We start from the raw sequence: 17,706 nt of genomic DNA on the forward strand, positions 1-17,706 counted from the left end.
CGACGGCACGATTGGCATAGCCGCCATGTCAGGAACAGACATCGAGTCCTTCGGGTCAACCAAGCTGGTCCAGGTCGGCAACAACTATTATCTCGCCAGCGTCAGTGGCAATTCCGGCCCCGAGCTGAAATGCTACGGAGCGCCGGTTGTGGTGGGCCAGTTCGGCGCCTGGACACCGATCGGAACAGAACAGACGGCGAGCGGCTACCAGGTCGTGTTGAAGTACGGGACGGCCGACAGCTACATCGTCTGGAGCGTCGACAGCAGTGGCAACTACATCACCAACACCGCGCCTGCCTCGGGGGGCAGTTCCGGCATTGTGTCGTTGGAAACGAGCTTCCAGCAGGATCTAAACGGGGACGGCGCGATTAGTGCTGGAGCTTCTGCCATATCGCAAATGGCGTCGACTACGCTTGGCTCTCATGACGCGTTCCGGTTCCGGGCGGATTTCGGTGAACAGGGTGGCGGAACCGGTTCGGTCTGGCTGACCGAATTCTTAGCGAGCTATGCAAATCTCGATACGCACCCTACAGTTTTGCAAGCAGGTTCGTTACCTCACGTAGCGGACGCCGGTCAGGATGCGATAGTCAACGTCTTCAACCATGACGACATAATGCTTCGGCTGGCCGAGCTACCCACTGGCTTTTTCATCCTGCATTAGCCTGACCAGCCCGGAACACACTGGCCTTTAGACCTCGGTCCGGGGATAGATGGACTAATTCGACGTCAAGTACGGCAAGACATGAGTACTTGAAACGCAATGCCTCTCATGTTGATAATGACTAGATCAAGCTTGAGATGAGCCTCCCATCAATGGTTAGCGGCGCCTTCTGCAGTCCGACAATTCAGACGTCCGAATTGTCAGTGCGCCATTTTTCCCGATCGCGATTCATCAGATGAACGGTAGAGCTAACGTTAAGGTCGATGCAGCAACATCGAACTTGATGGATGCTTTGCGCGGCGTGAGCGCAATGATCGTTGCGTGCGTCCACGGATTCCAGGTGTTCGTCTTGCCCTATTATGGGGTCGGTTCTCCAAGCCATATCCTGACGAGTCTATTGGCCACTCACGCAGTGACGGTGTTTTTCATTGTCAGTGGGTTTATGATATACGTCAGCACTCTTCGTCACAGAAATGCAGACGGGTCATTTCAAACGGCAAGGTTTGCCGAAGCGCGAATACTCAGAATTTATCCGCCGCTGATTGCGGCAATTGTCATCACGATCCTGGTTTACTTGCTGATCCAGCTTCTGGATCTGCACGGCCGGGAGAGCTTTCGGCTTGGAGGCGAATTATTCGTTGCCCGAGAGCGCGCGACACTCGAATGGTCGGCGCTTCCCAGCACATTCTTTCTGCTCTATGGGGCAGTCCCCGGGGCTCCGCCGCCCATCAACATGGACGGGCCGCTCTGGACCTTGAGCTACGAATGGTGGTTCTACATTCTCATATTTTTGTCAGCACGGCTTTGGAACGGCTGCTCAGTTTCTACCGTGCTCCCACTCGCCGCCATTGGCGTCATGCTGCTACATGGTCGCAACACTTTGTTTCTTTGGTTTTTCCTGATCTGGCTCAGCGGCTTTTGGCTTGGGCACATTTACGTCAAGGGCCAACTATTCACCGACAAGTTTTGGCCAAGGGCGGCGGCACTAGCCGTTAGCACCTTGATCATGATGTTCGTCATGGGGCACGGGCACTTGGTCAGCGATCTGCTTAATCCTTTCGATACACCTTCTGCTCAGAGGATGATGGTGATTGTGGGCGTCTTTCTTGCGCTTGTGGTGTCGGTCCTGATTCGCTGGGCGACTTCTTCAGGTGTAGCGATACCCAAGGCAATCAGCGGATTGGCACGATTTTCATATACACTTTATGTCATACACTATCCGCTGCTCCTGCTGAGTTTCAGCTTGCTGTACCCGTTGCTTCACAATCGTGGCTGGATGATCTCCCTGATCGCAGCCGCGGCTGTCCTTGCGCCAATTACCTATATAGCTTCAAAGGTGGCCCTTCTCGTAGAGAACAGGAAACTGCTGAGCCGTTTGGTGTCTCGTACGCGTTGCCTGCAGCAAAAGGCTTGATGCGATCACGAGGCGGTAGCGTCCTTCCAGGTCCGCGGAGAAGAACTTGTATTCGGATCAGCGAGCTTGAAGAGCTAGCTGGCAGGACGAAAATTGGAGCGGACGCTATCCACCCAAAGAGAGCTGGTTCGATCGTCTGCATCATAAAGCAAATTTATTTCAACGACTTGCAGGGGCTGCATTGCGGCCTCCTAATCGCTCCTGTAGATAGGCGAGGGTGGGGTAAGTCCAGCAATCAGCGACCTCCCGGCTCGGTTCTTCCCTGTCGGCAAGTGCGCTTCCTAGTCATTCGTGGCACGGCATGTTCCCAGGTCGTTGGGTAGATCGACCGATCCATGTCGCGCCGGCCCGAAGATGATATGGCATTGAAAAAAAGTCCGACCGATCTGCTTGGTAATTCCGCCTGGAACGCAATCGCCTTTGGGGTGGCTGTTGCATTGAACCTGCTGATTCTGCCGTTCGTGGTTTTCCGTCTCGGTGTGGCGGCATTTGGGGTTGCAAGCCTGGTTACCGCATGTGTGGCGCCAGCGCTCGCGTTCAGCAACGCGCTGGCATTGTCTACGACGCGTGAGCTTGCGCAGCGGCTGGCGCCGGCGCAGCGCGATGAGGCGCAGCGGCACTTCGCCACCGCGATGATGCTGGCCATCGGCATCGGCGGCTTGATCGCCATCATTCTCGGCCTGGCGGGGGCGCCGCTCGCGCGCCTGGCATTCCATCTCATTAGCCCGTCCGCCGACGATCTCGGACTTGCCTTCGTGCTGGCGGCCGCCGGATGGCTGTGTCAGTGCATTTCCGCCGTTGTTCTGGCGTTATTCACGGCGCGGCAGGATTATCGGCGGATTGCTGCGATCAGCATTGGCGGCACGGTGATCGCGACGGCATCGATGCTGTTGCTGATCCCGCGCTGGCCGCACGCCTCGACATTTCTCGGCTGTCAGGCGTTGGGTTTCGCGACAAACCTGGCTCTCGCCTTCGGCTTGTCGCGTCGAGCGACCGGCGAACGGATGGCGCGGCCTGCGCTTCATCGCGGGCCGCTCGGTCATTTGGTCAGGCTGGGCGGCTGGCAACTGGCTGCGCAGGCGGGCGCGGTCGTCACCGTGCAAGCGGACAGATATCTGCTTGGCGCTCTGTTGCAACCGCAATTCGTCGGATTCTATTCCATCGCGCAGCGGCTGGAAGAGGCGGTGTATATCGGCGTGCTGAAAGTCGGCGAAGTGCTGTTCCCGTTCTTCAGCACGCTGCAGGCAGAGGCCGACGATCGCAAGGTGGATTTGTTGTTTCGGTCTTCCTGGGTTCTCAATGTCATCGCCGCAAGCGCAATCGGCGGGCTTGTCCCGGTGGCCGGCCCGCTGCTTCATCTGTGGACCGGTGCGGAAGTGGCCGCCGAAGGCCAGCGGGTGCTTGTGATACTGTCGATCGCCGGCATCTTCGGATCGAGCGCAAACGTCTTCGCATTCTACTTTCTGGCGCAGGGCCGGTCGCGCTCGAATGCCCTGATCTCGCTGCTGACCGGCGTCGCAACCCTGTCGGCCAGCGCGGTCGTGTTGCCGTATTTCGGCTGGCGGGCGGCGGGCTGGAGCGCATGCTTCGGCATGATCGCCCAGATGATCACCACCGTTATCCTGCTGCGGACGAGTTTCAGTCTCGCCGGCATGTGGTCGCGCCTGGCCAACTTTGTGTTGATGCCGCTCGGGGCGGGCATCGTCACGGCGCTGGCGCTAGGATATTGCCTGCACGATGCGTCGTTCGGCCATTCGCCGAGCTGGCCGTATGTGGGAAGCATCTATTTCGTGGCGGCCGGTATCATCTTTGTCGTTGCGGTCGCCGTGTCGCGGATCGGGCCCCACGGTGCGATGTGCTGGCGGGACCTTCACGTGATCGCCAGCCGCCTCCTTCCTGTAAGGGGGCCGTAGGAAATGTGCGGAATTGCAGGCGTCATGAACCTCCGCGGCAACGCGGTCGAGCGAGCGGAAATCTCGCGGCTGACGAACCTCGTCGCGCATCGCGGACCCTTCGGCGAGGGTATCTGGTTCAACGAAAAGCGCGACTTAGCCTTTGGTCACCGCAGGCTCGCGATCATCGACCCCGGGGAGGGCGGCTATCAGCCGATGGTTTCCGCCGACGGCCGTCATGTGATCGTGTACAACGGCGAAATCTACAACTTCCTCGAGCTTCGGCGCGAACTTGAGGCGCAGGGCGCGGTCTTTCGCAGCCAGTCGGACACCGAGGTCATTCTGGCCGCCTGGCGGACCTGGCAAGAAGGCATGCTGCTGCGCTTTAACGGAATGTGGGCGCTGGCGATTTACGACACCAAAACGGAAGAGCTGTTTCTGGCGCGCGACCGTTTCGGCATCAAGCCGCTATTGTATGCGATGACATCGGAACGCTTGGTCTTTGCGTCCGAGCAGCGCGCACTGGCGCGAAGCGGCCTGATCAACGTGTCATTGGATGTCGGCGTGGCGCGGCGGCTGCTGGTCGATGCTTTCGGCATTGAAGGGAGCGAGCGGACGCTTTGCCGGGAGGTGCGGCGCCTGCAGGCTGGACACTGCATGTGGTTGCGGCGAGGACGGCTTGAAATCCGGCGCTGGTGGCGGACGGTGGATCATTTGCCGGCGATACCGGCAGCCGAGGCGGAACGCGTAGAACGCTTTCGCGAGATTTTCCAGGATGCCGTCGCGCTGCGCATGCGCAGCGACGTCCCGATCGGAACCTGTCTGTCGGGAGGGTTCGATTCATCAGCCGTGATCTGTACGATGGCCGCGCATGAAAAGGCCGGCATGGGACCGCGCGACAGCACCTCGTGGCGCCATGCCTTCGTTGCGACGTTTCCCGGCGCCTCCAACGACGAGCGGCCGATGGCCGAGGAGGCCGCGGCCTGGGCGGATGTTGCACCGATATTCCTCGAGATCGGCCGGGCCGACGCGCTGACCGAGCTCGATCAGATCCTCGAAGACAATGATGACGTCTATATCGGGCTTCCAAGCGCAGCCTGGTTGATCTATCGAGAACTCAGGCGTCACAACGTGACAGTGTCGCTGGATGGCCATGGCGCGGACGAGTTGATGGGAGCCTATTTTCAGGATGGGCAATCGGGAGCGTTCCGGCTGCGAAATGCGGCTGCTGCGTTTGGCTCGAATTCGGCGCTGGCGAAACGAGGCATCGATCTGCTTCGGACGCTCATGATCAGGCGCAAGGGGCACTATTTCCTGCGCGGCGGTCTGCGCGATATTCCACCTGTGCTTCCGCTGGTTGGCGACGACGACGTGCTACCGCCCGACTGGGGCGCGCTGAACCGGCGGCTGTACCGGATGTTTCACAGCACGGTGCTGCCCACCATCCTGCGAAACTTCGACCGCCTTTCAATGGCTCACGGTATCGAGGTCCGAATGCCTTTCATGGACTGGCGTCTGGTGACCTATACGATGGCGCTTCCGGACGCCAGCAAGTCGTCAAACGGCTACACCAAGGTGATCGCGCGACAGGCTATGGCCAACCTGATGCCGGAATCCATCCGCATCGGACGGCGAAAGGTGGGATTCAATTCGCCGATGCCCGAATGGCTCAACGGACCTCTGGCCGAATGGACTGCAAGTCTGCTCGATCAGAGGGTGCCGGCCTTTGCCGAGATGGTAGACGAGCAGCGCTTGCGCGTGACGGTTGGTCATTTGATAGCGTCAAAGCGATGGGACTGGGAGTCGGTCGGTCGCATCTGGCCGTATTTGAATTTGAAATGGACGCTGGCAAGGTTTGCGTAAGTCATGCGCTTGTTTCAGAATAGCGGGCTTTATCCGTCCTATCTGGCGCGCCTGAACAAGCTCGCGGCGGATGCGTCGAGCTTCGTCGAGCGGCGTCGCATTTTTCTGGAAGACCGTTTTGGGGCGCTGCATTTCTTGAAGCCGGTGCTCGATGGATCTTCCGAGGCCTTCTTCACTAATGGCGACGACGAAACCCAGCAGCGTCTTTGGGCGCGCGAACAGAGAATTCCGGGCAAGCCGACGCTCGAGGCCATCTTGCTCGCCCAGATCGAGCATCACCGGACCGAAGTTTTTTACAACATGGATCCGATACGATACCCGAGTCATTTTGTGCGAAAGTTGCCGGGCTGTGTGAAGCAAGCTCTGTGCTGGCGGGCGGCGCCTTCGGGAAATGCGGATTTAACAGCCTATGGTGCGGTTCTCGGAAATTTCCCGTCAATTCTGGAGTCTTGGCGCTCCAAGGGCTGTCGAGCCGAGATCTTCTTCCCTGCGCATGATCCGCTGATGGAGCAGTATGGCCATGGCGATCGGCCGATCGACGTGCTTTTTGTGGGCGGTTATTCGCGACACCATACCGCGCGCGCGAGGACGCTCGAACTGGTGGCAAGCCTAGAGGGCACGCGCCAGATCGTATATTGCCTCGACGCTTCGCGGCTGACTGTGTTCGCCGAAAGCGCGATCGGGGCTTGGCTGCCATTGCGAAAGCATCGCCGTCCCGCCGCCATCGCCAGGATCGCCAGGCCCCCGGTGTTCGGCAGACAGCTTTACGGGCTGATCGGGTCGTCCAAAATCGTGCTGAACGGCGCCATCGATATGGCCGGCTTGGATCGCGGCAACATGCGTTGCTTCGAGGCCATGGGATGTGGCGCGTTGCTCGTATCGGACGCAGGCAATTATCCAGAAGGAATGGACCGGGATAAGACGATATCAACTTACGAGAGCGGCGCGGACTGCCTTGTCGAAATCGAAAACTGCTTGAACAACTGGAGCGACGTGAAACAGAAGGCTTACCAGGGTCGGTGCAAGATCAGAGATTTATATAGCAAAGAGCGCCAATGGGCTCTATTTGAAAAGCTCTTGGAAGGCCTCTAGGAGCCCTCATGCACATCAATGGTTTGCTCTTCAGACTTAAGGAATTGGCTGACGCGACGGCGTCGCCCCTCTACCTTTTGAGGGGGCGCCAACCCTGGTCGGTCGGCTACTATACCATGAAGAAATCGTGCATCGAGGCTGCGATCGATGGATCGGCGGTTCGAACAGGTCAGCCGCTTCCAGATTCTTTCGGCATCGCCATCGATGAAAGAGTCGTCGAGTATCCCTGGCTATTCGATCGGCTGAGACGCGGTGACCGTCCGCTGGGACGGGTTCTCGATGCAGGATCAACCCTCAATCATGAGTTTATTCTTGACCGCGAGCCCTTGCGTGGTGCGGATTTGACCATCATGACCCTGGCGCCTGAAAAGAGGTGCTATTGGTACAAGGGATATTCCTACGTTTTTGGAGATTTTCGAAAGACGCGGTTTCAAGATCAGGTCTTTGATACCATCATAAGTATCTCGACGCTGGAACATGTCGGTCTCGATAACACAATTCTGTATACGAACGATCCGGCGAAATCAGAGGCAAACAAGTACGGCTTTGTTGACGCCATCCGCGAATTCAAGCGCATACTCGCGCCAGGCGGGCGGTGTCTTATCACCGTACCCTATGGAAGGTACGAAAATTTTGATTGGTTTCAGATTTTCGATAAGGAAATGATCCAAACTTTGATCGAAACGTTTTCCCCTGCATTTTTTGATCTGGAATTCTTTCAGTATGGTCCGGCGGGCTGGAAGCGAGCGTCGGAAATGGAAGTTATCGACGCGACCGCTTTCGACCCACACAGTGGGCGTGGTCGGCTCAACGATAGAGCCGCCTGTGCGCGCGCAATTTCGTGCGTGCAGCTAACGGCATGAATGTTGATTATTACATTCAACGTTTGTTGGGACGCGCCACGTGCCGTCTCGGATCTCGCGCGCGCCTGATGCGGACCGCACGAATTCGCAATATACGTGGTGATAGCGATTGCATAACGATTGGCGCAAACACCATAATTCGCGGCGAACTTCTGACGTTCGCTCATGGGGGGAAGGTCGAGATTGGATCATGGTGCTACGTTGGAGAAGCTTCGCGGATCTGGTCTGCCTCCTTGGTGCAGATAGGAGACAGGGTTTTGATCGCGCATAGCGTCAACATCTTTGACAACTTGACCCATCCGATCGATTCCGCGGAACGTCACAGGCAGATCGAAGAGATGTTTACAAAGGGGCATCCTCGAAAGCTGGATCTGGACGAGCGGCCTGTCACGATCGACGATGACGCTTGGATTGCGGCCGGTGCATTTGTGATGCGAGGCGTAAGGATCGGCGCTCGCGCAATCGTGGCGGCCGGTTCGGTTGTCACCAAGGACGTTGCTGCCGACACGGTAGTGGCGGGCAACCCTGCGCTGGTCGTGAAGACTATTCCTGGAAATGAGTCATAGCTCTTTTAGGCATCTCTCATGAAAGTGTGGGTCACCGGCGCCAACGGATTCATCGGTCGGCATCTCGTTAGGGTGCTGGCTGATCGGGGCTATAGCGTCCACGGCATCGGCCACGGAGCGATCGGCGATGCCGAAAGGCATCACAGCGGACTTGCGCATTGGCTGAACGGCGAGATTGATGCAGCCAATCTCAATGCGCTCGCGGAGCGCACCGGACTGCCATCGACGATTTTCCATCTGGCCGGCGGGTCGTCGGTCGGACTGTCGCTGGCGCAGCCGTTCGAGGACTTTTCGCGCACCGTCGCGGGCACGGCCCGATTGCTGGAGTGGCTGCGGGGCACCGCGAGGGATTGTCGCTTGATCGCCGTATCAAGTGCGGCGGTGTATGGTGCCGGTCATGAAGGAGCGATTGCAGTGGACGCCGCAACGCTTCCGATGTCTCCCTACGGCCAGCACAAGCTGATGATGGAGCAACTGTGCCGAAGCTACGCCGTCAGCTTTAGCTTGCGTAGCACGGTCGTGCGGCTGTTCTCGGTCTATGGACCGAACTTGCGCAAACAACTGCCGTGGGACATCTGCTCCCGCCTGCAGGCTGGCGAACGGACGCTGGTGCTGGGGGGGACAGGCGCAGAGGTGCGCGACTGGACTGATGTCCGTGACGTCGCCCGGCTATTGGCCGTGATCGACGGAAAACCGCAGGCGGAGGCCTTTCAGGCGATCAACGCCGGCTCCGGGTTCGGAACGACCGTGGCGCGGGTTTCCGCGAGAATTGCGGAATGCTGGGGCGGAACCATCTCCGTCCAGTTCTCAGGCATCGTTCGTGCCGGAGATCCGACAAGTCTGCTATCGGACGACGCAATGCGGCGCACTCTGCCCTTCGACTGGAGGATCCCGGTTGAACAGGGCCTTGGCGACTATGTTTCCTGGTTCAAGGATCAGATCCGGTGAGCCACGGTGCGCCACTACGCCTTGCGTTTACCCACATTCCGCGCCGGCTCTGGGCAGGTGGCTACAACTATCAAAGCAATCTGTTTGCAGCCCTGAACAAGTTCTGCCCAGGTGAGTTTGCTCCCGTCCTGTTTGCAAAGACAGGGGACGATGATGCCGATCTCGCGCCGCTTGCCGCGATACCGGGCGTGGAGGTGGTGCAATCGGCGGCGTTCGCGGGCCGTGCCGGTTTGGCTGCCGCGCTAACGCTGGGCCTTGACCGGGAGGCGGCGGCAGAGTTCCGGACGCATCGAATCGATACCGTCTTCGAAAGTGCCCGCTTCTTCGGCTGGCGTTTGCCCTATCCAGCGGTAGCCTGGTTTCCTGACTTTCAGCATCGAAGGTTACCTCAGCTATTTCCGGTAGCAGCGCGGTGGCGCCGCGAAGCCGGTTTCCGAATGCAGATCGCATCCGGGCGCACAGTCATGCTGAGCAGCGAAAGCTCGCATCGCGATTTCAGGAAATTCTATCCCGGAGCGAAGAACGAGGTCTGCGTCGTTCGTTTTGCCACCGCGCCGTCGCCGGCGTTTCTGACCGCAAATCCGGCCGAGATAGTTGCGCAATACCAGTTGCCCGAAAGATACTTCTATCTGCCAAATCAGTTCTACACGCACAAGAACCATCAGGTGGTCGTGGATGCGCTGGCCATCCTGGCGCAGCGTGGGTTCGACGCGGTCGTGTGCGCGTCGGGCAGCACCGACGATCGGCGCGAGCGAGGCTATTTCGATGAGGTGATGGGGCGAGTCCGAAGCCGTGGGCTCGAGAAGCGTTTCCGCCATCTGGGAATGATTCCGCTATCGCATGTCTACGCATTGCTGCGGGCGTGCACCGGGCTGATAAATCCGTCCCGATCCGAGGGATGGAGCACGACGGTGGAAGAAGCGAAATCCTTCGGCGTGCCAATGATTTTGTCCGATCTCGATGTGCATCGTGAACAGACCGCTGGTACGGCGCACTATTTCGGAACTGACGATCCTGTCGCCCTGGCGAAAGAACTCATGTGTCTCTCAGAGAATTCCGGGGGACCTGCGATCCGCAACCTCCTTCCGAATCAGGATGTCCGCGTCGCTGCCTTTGCGGCGGACTTTGCCAAGACCGTTCGGCTTGCAGCGCGGGCTTGACTTCGGTTGCAGGCCTGCCGATTGCTCGCCCGGCGCCGACAATTTTCTGCATCCGTCGCGTTAAGCTCCAAGCATATTGGTCATCGGCTAAGAGTTTAGGGGGCGGCCGTCGCCGTCACTCCGAACGCGTCGCGCGGTGTAATGTACCAAAGGACAAAAAGCACGCCGGCGCCATGGGTAAGGAGCACCGTTGTCAGGGGAACGTTAAGAAGCGCTTGGGCTAGAATAGCGCCCGAGATTAGGATGAATTGCGGCTGCAAACCGGCAGAGAGACGGTTGCCTATCGCAATCACAAGGCCCGCTGCGAATGCCGTAACCGGGGCAAAGAGGGCTCCGACCGACGCAATGCCCTCCGTCGCAAACAATGACGCATTGAATTGTCCGCCAATGCCAAAAGCATTGTAAATGACGTTCGCCAGCTGCTCCTGATAGGGGCAAGCGACGAAGGGCTTGAGCAAGCCTATCTGACAGAAATTCGTCACGGGATGATTGAAGAAAAAGCTATTGTAATAGTCCATCGCCAACGAGGGAATCGCGATCATCCGAAAGTTCACAAGCCCAAAATAGGGCATGGTCATGCTGGAAGGCAGTATCTCCTGCTGGTACAGGATGATCAGCAACAATCCCACGGATATCGGCACCAGCAGCGAAAGAGTGACGGCAAGCTTGAAGTCGAAATATCTTGAAAGCGCTAACATCGCCACGAGCCAGAATGGCGTGAACAGGGCCAGTTTGCTAAGCGTGATCGGATAGAACAGCAAAAGCAAAAACAGAGCCGCGCCGGCACGCCAGATATTTCCGCGTCCCACGAAACATGCGAATGCAAATGGCAGCAACGCGTTGGATGTTAATCCGATCACGTAGTTCAGAAACACCGGAAATCCAAGTTCGTGGCGGTGGTTGTAGATGTTTTCAATGCTGACAAATTTAAAGCTGTAGCTGGCACCGACGAGGATCGTCGCTAAGCTCAGCAACAGGATCAGTGTGAGCAGACGATCCAATGCCGATAAGGACAAAGCATAAACTTGGCGAACGGGCGCGGAAATGAACAGGGCGGGCAACAAGAACACGATCGCCGATGCTGCCGCAGAAAGCCCGGCTAGCCGATGATTGTAGATCAACTCTGAGAAACTATTCAGCCACAAATACCCCGTGAGCATCGCATAGGAATAGAAGCCAACGACATAACCGAAGCTGTTGCCGGCAAACGCAAAAAGCACCGAGATGACGGCAAACGCAGCTATCAGCACAATGGCGCTAGGTACGCCCGAAGGACGAAAGGATATGTAATAATCCGAATAATAATGGGCAACATAAACAAGAGAAATACAGGACACCGCGATCAGGATCCCGTTCAGGAGGATCAAGCCCCGGCGCTTCCCAATCTGGAGGTCTAGTATGGGAGTTTGCTTTTGCTCGGTCAGATTTTCCATTTTTCGGGGCCGGGATCCAGGTTCGTGACGGCTTACAATCGACGTTTTCCGAGCTTAGGCAAGCGAAAGCTGGCGGCACTTTATTGAGGAATCGACGGGGTTGCCGCAAAGGCCACTTTCAGGTTACTAGTGCCCGGGGCTTGAAAAGGTTTTGTCGCACAGGCCTCTCGTAAGGTTTTTGAGCTTCGAGTTCGAGACATTTGCCAGCCTTACGGACTCGTCCGACAACATCGAACGATCGCCGATCGAAATCTACGAAGACTAATGACCTGTCGACCCCCCGATAGCGTTCAGCCGACGTCGCTCGTATTAGTCGCGGTCGCTATTCCCATTGGAGCAACAACGGGGGCTATCTTCATTTTTTTCTCATCAGACAACACCGATCCTCAGATTAGTGGCTCGCGCCTGTTGAGCCGTCCAGCGTACTCGCTGAGAGCGATCGAGAATTGTTCTTGCAATCGACTGCCGAAGCGTTCGCGCTTTTGGCTGAGGTCGTCGGAGCTTTTGCGTCAGCTGACGCAGTCCGGGTTCGATAAGTCTTGAGCAACCAGCGACATATTATTGAAGGAGGCGGTTAAGTCGTATCGGGCGCTCAGATTTACGGACAAGTGTCTAACAACAGAAATTGTTTGACTATCGAGATTGGCCTCTGGTTTGCTTCAAGCTGCTCATTGCAATGTGGTCGGTCAGTATAGGGACGTATGATGATCAGATTCGGCCTGCTCGGATGCGGGCGTATCGCCAAGCGCCACTCGGAACTGCTGGGCGGCAACCATATCGACGGAGCCAGGCTCGTTGCCGTCTGTGACACCGTTCGCAGCCGTGCCGATGCGATCGCGTCGAAGTTCGGCGTTGCGGCGGCCTATGACGTGGATGACTTCCTCGCCCGGCAGGACATCGATGTCGTGGCGGTGCTGACGCCGAGCGGGATGCATCCACCCCATGTCATCGCCTGCGCCAGGGCCGGAAAGCACGTCGTCGTCGAGAAGCCGATGGCGTTGCGGCTGCAGGATGCCGACGACATGGTGCACGCCTGCGACGCAGCCGGCGTCAAGCTTTTCGTCGTCAAGCAGAATCGTTTCAACGTGCCGGTGGTGAGGGCGCGCGAGGCGCTGGAGGCCGGCCGCTTCGGCCGCCTGATCCTCGGCACCGTCCGCGTCCGCTGGTGCCGCGACCAGGCCTATTACGACCAGGACGCCTGGCGCGGCACCTGGGCCTATGACGGCGGTGTGCTCTCCAACCAGGCCAGCCACCACGTCGACATGCTGGAATGGTTTTTCGGCGATGTCGTCAGCGTTCATGCCCGCGCCGTCACGGCGCTGGCCAAGATCGAAGCCGAGGACACGGCGGTTGCCACGCTGAAATTTCGCAACGGCGCGCTCGGGATCATCGAGGCGACCACGGCCGTGCGGCCAACCGACCTCGAAGGCTCGCTCTCGATCCTCGGCGAGAAGGGAGCGGTCGAGATCGCGGGCTTCGCCGTCAACCAGATCCGGCACTGGCGCTTTGTCGAGGAGCTTGCCACCGACAAGGACGTGATCGAAAAATTTTCCGTCAATCCGCCGAACGTCTACGGCTTCGGTCATCAGGCCTATTATCAGCACGTGATCGACTGTCTGGTGAACCAGCGCTCGGCGCTGGTTGATGGTCTCGAAGGGCGCAAGAGCCTGGAGCTGATTTCGGCGCTCTACGAATCGATCGAGACCGGCGCCGAGGTGCCGCTTCGCTTCGCGCCGCGGCTCGGCCGGCTTGGTGTCGTATCGTGAAGGAGCCGGAGATCCATCAGGCGGGCGTGCGCGACGTCGAGTTCGGCGCAGGCGTCAAGATCGTCGAGCCATGCAATCTCTACGGCTGCAAGATCGGCAACGATTGCTTTGTCGGGCCGTTCACCGAGATCCAGAAAGGCGTCGTGGTCGGCGCCCGCACACGCGTGCAGTCCCACGCCTTCATCTGCGAACTGGTCACGATCGGCGAGGACTGTTTTGTCGGCCATGGCGTGATGTTCGTGAACGATACGTTCTCGACCGGTGGGCCGGCGCGCGGCAACAAGGAATTGTGGCGCGAGACCGTGATCGGCAACCGCGTCTCGATCGGTTCCAACGCCACCATATTGCCGGTCAGGATCTGCGATGACGTCGTCATTGGCGCGGGCTCCGTCGTGACCAGAGACATCACGACGTCAGGTACATTTGCGGGCAATCCGGCACGCCGGCTGCTGGCGGACGAGTAGGGAAGACAGTAATGCCGGTGCCTTTTGCGGATCTGCAGCTGCAGTATCAGAACATCAAGAGCGAGATCGACGGCGCGATTGCCGCCGTGATCCGCGACAACGCGTTCATTCGCGGCTCCTACGTCGATGCCTTCGAACAGGAGTTTGCCACTGCCGTCGACATCAAGCATTGCGTCTCCTGCGCGAACGGCACCGATGCGCTTTATCTCGCCATGGCCGCGCTCAAAGTTCAGCCGGGCGACGAGGTGATCACCACGGCGCACTCCTGGATCTCGACTTCGGCGATGATCACACATGCCGGCGCCACCGTGGTGTTCTGCGATACCGACGGCGCCACGTTCACGATCGATCCAACGGCGATTGAGGCCGCGATCACGCCGCGCACCGTCGGCATCATTCCGGTGCATCTGTACGGGCAGCCGGCGGACATGGATGCGATCATGGCGATCGCGCGCAAGCACAAGCTTTGGGTGATCGAGGATTGCGCGCAGGCGCATCTGGCGCGTTATAAGGATCGGCAGGTCGGAACGTTCGGCGCGGCCGCGACCTATTCGTTCTATCCCGGCAAGAATCTCGGCGCGATGGGCGATGCCGGCGCCATCGTCACCAACGACGGTGCGCTCGCCGAGCACATGACCATGCTGGCGCGGCACGGCGGTCTGGTCAAACACCAGCATCACATCGAAGGCGTCAACAGCCGGCTCGACGGCATGCAGGCGGCGATCCTGTCGGCCAAACTGCCGTATCTAGCCGGCTGGACAAAGGCGCGTCAGGACGCTGCCAGGGTTTATGACGCCGGCCTGAATCAGGTCGAAGACGTCGTGGTGCCGCAGGTCGCGCCCGGCCGCAGCCACGTCTATCACCTCTACACGATCAGGCATCCGCGCCGCGACGCGTTGGCCGCTCACCTGAACGCCAATGGCGTGCAGACCGCGATCAATTATCCGACGGCACTGCCGTTCCTCGCCGCATATCGGCGGTTTGACCAACGCCCCGAGCAATTTCCGAATGCGTTCGCCGATCAGGGACGCATCCTGTCACTGCCGATGTTTGCAGAGATTGTCAGTGAACAACTACAGGATGTAATAGATCTAATCCGCGCGTTCCGCTGAAATGGCTGTGGTGGTATCATGGTAGCTGTCGATCGGATAGACGGTTCCGATAGTGTGAGATGGATTTTAAGAACTATGCTGCCCTAGTTTTCTGTGCGTTCCGGCTGGCCTCTCGCCGAATGACTGTTTAGAAGCGGCCATACCAGACCGGGTACCTTGTATTTCAGGGTAGCCTAGCTTGGCGAAGGGAACCGAAATGTCGCGGAAAATCTTGCTAACAGGCGCGGGCGGATTCATCGGATCCCACCTCGCGGAGGAACTGGTCCGCCTCAATTTCGCAGTCCGCGCATTTGTGCACTACAATAGTATGGGTTCGCATGGCTGGCTTGATACTTCCCCAGCCGAGGTCCGCAAGGAGCTCGACATATTCGCGGGCAACGTGTGCGATCCAAATGGCGTGCGCACGGCAATGAAGGGATGCGACGCCGTATTGCATCTCGCAGCGCTAATCGCGATACCCTATTCCTATCATTCGCCGGACACCTACGTCGAAACCAATGTCCGCGGCACCCTTAATGTGTTGCAGGCGGCGCGAGACTTCGGTGTTGAGCATTTGGTGCACACCTCGACCAGTGAGGTCTATGGCACGGCCCAGTTTGTTCCGATCACGGAGGACCATCGTCTGCAGGGGCAATCGCCCTATTCCGCGACCAAGATCGGCGCCGATCAGCTCGCGCTGTCATTCGAGCGTTCGTTCGGGACGCCGGTGACCGTGGTGCGGCCGTTTAACACCTATGGTCCACGGCAATCGGCGCGTGCGGTGATACCGACTATCATTACCCAGATCGCGGCGGGCGCGCGCAAGATCAAGCTCGGCAGTATCCATCCCACGCGTGATTTCAACTACGTCGCCGATACCGTCGGTGGCTTCCTGGCGGCGCTCGACTCGAAAGCCGGCATCGGTGAGGTCATCAATATCGGCAGTGCGTTCGAGATCTCGATCGGCGATATCGCGCGCATGATCGCCGAACTGATGGACGTGACGATCGAGATCGAGCAAGACGATGTCCGCGTTCGTCCCGAGCGCAGCGAGGTTGATCGCCTGTGGGCCAGTAACGTCAAGGCGCAGAAGCTTCTCGGCTGGTCGCCGCGCTTTGCTGGCGTGGACGGCCTGCGCAAGGGTCTCGAACAGACCATCGCCTGGTTCACCAAGCAGGAGAACCTATCTCGTTATCGTACCAATGCGTACACACTGTGAACAAGATGAGCATTTCTTCCGCCCAGGCTAACAACCGTCCCGCCATACTTGATCTCAAGCCCGTGCTCGACGCCGTGGATGCCGTGCTTGGCGCGGCCGCCCGCCCGGTCGAGTTGCACGAGCCGCGCTTTGGTGCGCGCGAGCGTGAGCTGGTGCTCGATTGCATCGACACCAACTGGGTGTCATCCGCAGGCAAATATGTCACTCGCTTCGAGGAGATGGTCGCCGCTGCGACTGGCTCGCGCCATGCGGTGGCGATCGTCAATGGAACCGCTGCGCTTCACGCCGCGCTGGTGCTCGAAGGCGTCGAGCAAGACGACGAGGTGCTGCTGCCTTCAATCACCTTCGTCGCCACGGCGAACGCTGTGAGCCATGCCGGCGCCATCCCGCATTTCGTCGATTCGACCTGGGATACGCTGGGGCTCGATCCTCAAGCACTCGAGGCGCATCTCGACACTATCGCTGTGTGGCGGAATGGCGCGTGGGTAAACAAGCAGACGGGCCGCCGGCTTCGCGCAGTAGTTCCCGTGCACATCTTCGGGCATCCGGTGGACATGGCCGCACTCGGCGCAGTGGCCGCCAAATACGATCTCGTGATCGTCGAGGACGCAACCGAATCGCTCGGTTCGACCCTGAACGGGCAGGGTTGCGGCACGTTTGGCCATTCCGCCGTACTCAGCTTCAACGGCAATAAAATCGTCACTACCGGCGGCGGCGGCATGATCGTGACCGACGACGAGGCGCATGCCCGTCACGCGCGACATTTTACCTCTACGGCGAAGAAGGCGCACGCTTGGGCATTTGACCATGATGAGGTCGCCTATAATTACCGCCTGCCGAATATCAACGCGGCGCTCGGCTGTGCGCAGATGGAGCGCCTGTCGGCGATGATTGACGCCAAGCGCGTGCTCGCCGAGCGCTATCTTCTTGCTTTCAGCGATTTCCCTGGGGCGCGCATTTATCGTGAGCCGAAGGGTTCGCAAAGCAACTACTGGCTCAATACGCTTGTGCTCGACCGCGAATACACCACTGAGCGCGACCGGCTGCTCGGAGCCCTGCACGGTCACGGCATTCGCGCAAGGCCGCTGTGGACGCCGATGCACCTGTTGCCGATGTACTGGGACTGCCCGCGTTCGCCGCTTCCCGTCGCCGAAGAGATGCATACGCGCTGCATTAACCTGCCGAGCAGCCCCTTCCTGGCCGAGAGCGCCAACAAGAACAAGGTCTGATGCCCCGCGTTGTCTTCTTCACCATTCATAGCACGACGCCATGGT

At 58.9% G+C, this 17,706-nt stretch carries 14 protein-coding genes and 1 pseudogene; 14 read left to right on the top strand and 1 reads right to left on the bottom strand.

What is annotated here, in order from left to right:
• From CQ12_RS45090 to CQ12_RS17670, 9 genes and pseudogenes are all read left to right on the top strand, one after another.
• Positions 1 to 661 (top strand): annotated as a pseudogene (locus CQ12_RS45090) (hypothetical protein); the annotation flags it as partial.
• A gap of 235 nt (positions 662 to 896) precedes the next feature.
• Complete coding sequence (locus CQ12_RS17635; protein ID WP_057836578.1) at positions 897 to 2,075, top strand: acyltransferase family protein; 1,179 nt, start codon at positions 897 to 899, stop codon at positions 2,073 to 2,075.
• 359 nt (positions 2,076 to 2,434) lie between these two features.
• On the top strand, positions 2,435 to 3,988 hold the full coding sequence (locus tag CQ12_RS17640; protein WP_057836605.1) for a lipopolysaccharide biosynthesis protein: 1,554 nt from the start codon (positions 2,435 to 2,437) through the stop codon (positions 3,986 to 3,988).
• A gap of 3 nt (positions 3,989 to 3,991) precedes the next feature.
• Positions 3,992 to 5,830, top strand: a complete 1,839-nt coding sequence (asnB, locus tag CQ12_RS17645; protein WP_057836579.1) for an asparagine synthase (glutamine-hydrolyzing) — start codon at positions 3,992 to 3,994, stop codon at positions 5,828 to 5,830.
• A 3-nt stretch (positions 5,831 to 5,833) separates the two neighbouring features.
• Entirely contained in the window at positions 5,834 to 6,922 is a 1,089-nt protein-coding gene (locus tag CQ12_RS17650; protein WP_057836580.1) for a glycosyltransferase family protein, read from the top strand.
• 8 nt (positions 6,923 to 6,930) lie between these two features.
• Positions 6,931 to 7,785 carry a methyltransferase domain-containing protein gene (locus CQ12_RS17655; RefSeq protein ID WP_057836581.1) on the top strand — a complete coding sequence of 285 codons (855 nt, stop codon included), beginning with the start codon at positions 6,931 to 6,933 and terminating at the stop codon, positions 7,783 to 7,785.
• A gap of 257 nt (positions 7,786 to 8,042) precedes the next feature.
• Positions 8,043 to 8,351 carry an LbetaH domain-containing protein gene (locus tag CQ12_RS46380; protein WP_245309974.1) on the top strand — a complete coding sequence of 103 codons (309 nt, stop codon included), beginning with the start codon at positions 8,043 to 8,045 and terminating at the stop codon, positions 8,349 to 8,351.
• Between the two features lie 18 nt (positions 8,352 to 8,369).
• Positions 8,370 to 9,299 (top strand): NAD-dependent epimerase/dehydratase family protein, encoded by a 930-nt coding sequence (locus CQ12_RS17665; protein WP_057836583.1) that lies wholly within the window; start codon positions 8,370 to 8,372, stop codon positions 9,297 to 9,299.
• Positions 9,296 to 10,459: a glycosyltransferase family 4 protein gene (locus tag CQ12_RS17670; RefSeq protein WP_057836584.1), complete on the top strand. Its 1,164-nt coding sequence runs from the start codon at positions 9,296 to 9,298 to the stop codon at positions 10,457 to 10,459. Before CQ12_RS17665 ends, CQ12_RS17670 begins: the two co-directional genes overlap by 4 nt.
• Positions 10,460 to 10,554: 95 nt before the next feature.
• On the opposite strand, the gene CQ12_RS17675 is transcribed toward CQ12_RS17670, so the two are convergent.
• Entirely contained in the window at positions 10,555 to 11,892 is a 1,338-nt protein-coding gene (locus CQ12_RS17675; protein ID WP_157088278.1) for a hypothetical protein, read from the bottom strand.
• A 704-nt stretch (positions 11,893 to 12,596) separates the two neighbouring features.
• On the opposite strand from CQ12_RS17675, the gene CQ12_RS17680 reads away from it, so the two are divergent.
• From CQ12_RS17680 to CQ12_RS17700, 5 genes are all read left to right on the top strand, one after another.
• Positions 12,597 to 13,658 carry a Gfo/Idh/MocA family protein gene (locus CQ12_RS17680; protein WP_057836607.1) on the top strand — a complete coding sequence of 354 codons (1,062 nt, stop codon included), beginning with the start codon at positions 12,597 to 12,599 and terminating at the stop codon, positions 13,656 to 13,658.
• Positions 13,655 to 14,122, top strand: a complete 468-nt coding sequence (locus tag CQ12_RS17685) for an acyltransferase (RefSeq protein WP_057836585.1) — start codon at positions 13,655 to 13,657, stop codon at positions 14,120 to 14,122. Before CQ12_RS17680 ends, CQ12_RS17685 begins: the two co-directional genes overlap by 4 nt.
• Before the next feature lie 11 nt (positions 14,123 to 14,133).
• Positions 14,134 to 15,234 carry a DegT/DnrJ/EryC1/StrS family aminotransferase gene (locus tag CQ12_RS17690; protein WP_057836586.1) on the top strand — a complete coding sequence of 367 codons (1,101 nt, stop codon included), beginning with the start codon at positions 14,134 to 14,136 and terminating at the stop codon, positions 15,232 to 15,234.
• A 196-nt stretch (positions 15,235 to 15,430) separates the two neighbouring features.
• Complete coding sequence (locus CQ12_RS17695; RefSeq protein WP_057836587.1) at positions 15,431 to 16,432, top strand: NAD-dependent 4,6-dehydratase LegB; 1,002 nt, start codon at positions 15,431 to 15,433, stop codon at positions 16,430 to 16,432.
• 5 nt (positions 16,433 to 16,437) lie between these two features.
• Positions 16,438 to 17,661 carry a LegC family aminotransferase gene (locus CQ12_RS17700; RefSeq protein ID WP_057836608.1) on the top strand — a complete coding sequence of 408 codons (1,224 nt, stop codon included), beginning with the start codon at positions 16,438 to 16,440 and terminating at the stop codon, positions 17,659 to 17,661.
• Positions 17,662 to 17,706 lie beyond the last annotated feature (45 nt).

The sequence above is a fragment of the Bradyrhizobium jicamae genome (assembly GCF_001440395.1).
In the GTDB taxonomy this organism is placed as follows: Bacteria; Pseudomonadota; Alphaproteobacteria; order Rhizobiales; family Xanthobacteraceae; genus Bradyrhizobium; species Bradyrhizobium jicamae.

Bases quoted from the DNA above. Each gene is read 5' to 3' on its own strand.
- CQ12_RS17635 (WP_057836578.1), top strand. From the start codon at position 897: ATGAACGGTAGAGCTAACGTTAAGGTCGATGCAGCAACATCGAACTTG.
- CQ12_RS17640 (WP_057836605.1), top strand. From the start codon at position 2,435: ATGGCATTGAAAAAAAGTCCGACCGATCTGCTTGGTAATTCCGCCTGG.
- asnB (WP_057836579.1), top strand. From the start codon at position 3,992: ATGTGCGGAATTGCAGGCGTCATGAACCTCCGCGGCAACGCGGTCGAG.
- CQ12_RS17650 (WP_057836580.1), top strand. From the start codon at position 5,834: ATGCGCTTGTTTCAGAATAGCGGGCTTTATCCGTCCTATCTGGCGCGC.
- CQ12_RS17655 (WP_057836581.1), top strand. From the start codon at position 6,931: ATGCACATCAATGGTTTGCTCTTCAGACTTAAGGAATTGGCTGACGCG.
- CQ12_RS17665 (WP_057836583.1), top strand. From the start codon at position 8,370: ATGAAAGTGTGGGTCACCGGCGCCAACGGATTCATCGGTCGGCATCTC.
- CQ12_RS17675 (WP_157088278.1), bottom strand. From the start codon at position 11,892: ATGGAAAATCTGACCGAGCAAAAGCAAACTCCCATACTAGACCTCCAG.
- CQ12_RS17680 (WP_057836607.1), top strand. From the start codon at position 12,597: ATGATCAGATTCGGCCTGCTCGGATGCGGGCGTATCGCCAAGCGCCAC.
- CQ12_RS17690 (WP_057836586.1), top strand. From the start codon at position 14,134: ATGCCGGTGCCTTTTGCGGATCTGCAGCTGCAGTATCAGAACATCAAG.
- CQ12_RS17695 (WP_057836587.1), top strand. From the start codon at position 15,431: ATGTCGCGGAAAATCTTGCTAACAGGCGCGGGCGGATTCATCGGATCC.
- CQ12_RS17700 (WP_057836608.1), top strand. From the start codon at position 16,438: ATGAGCATTTCTTCCGCCCAGGCTAACAACCGTCCCGCCATACTTGAT.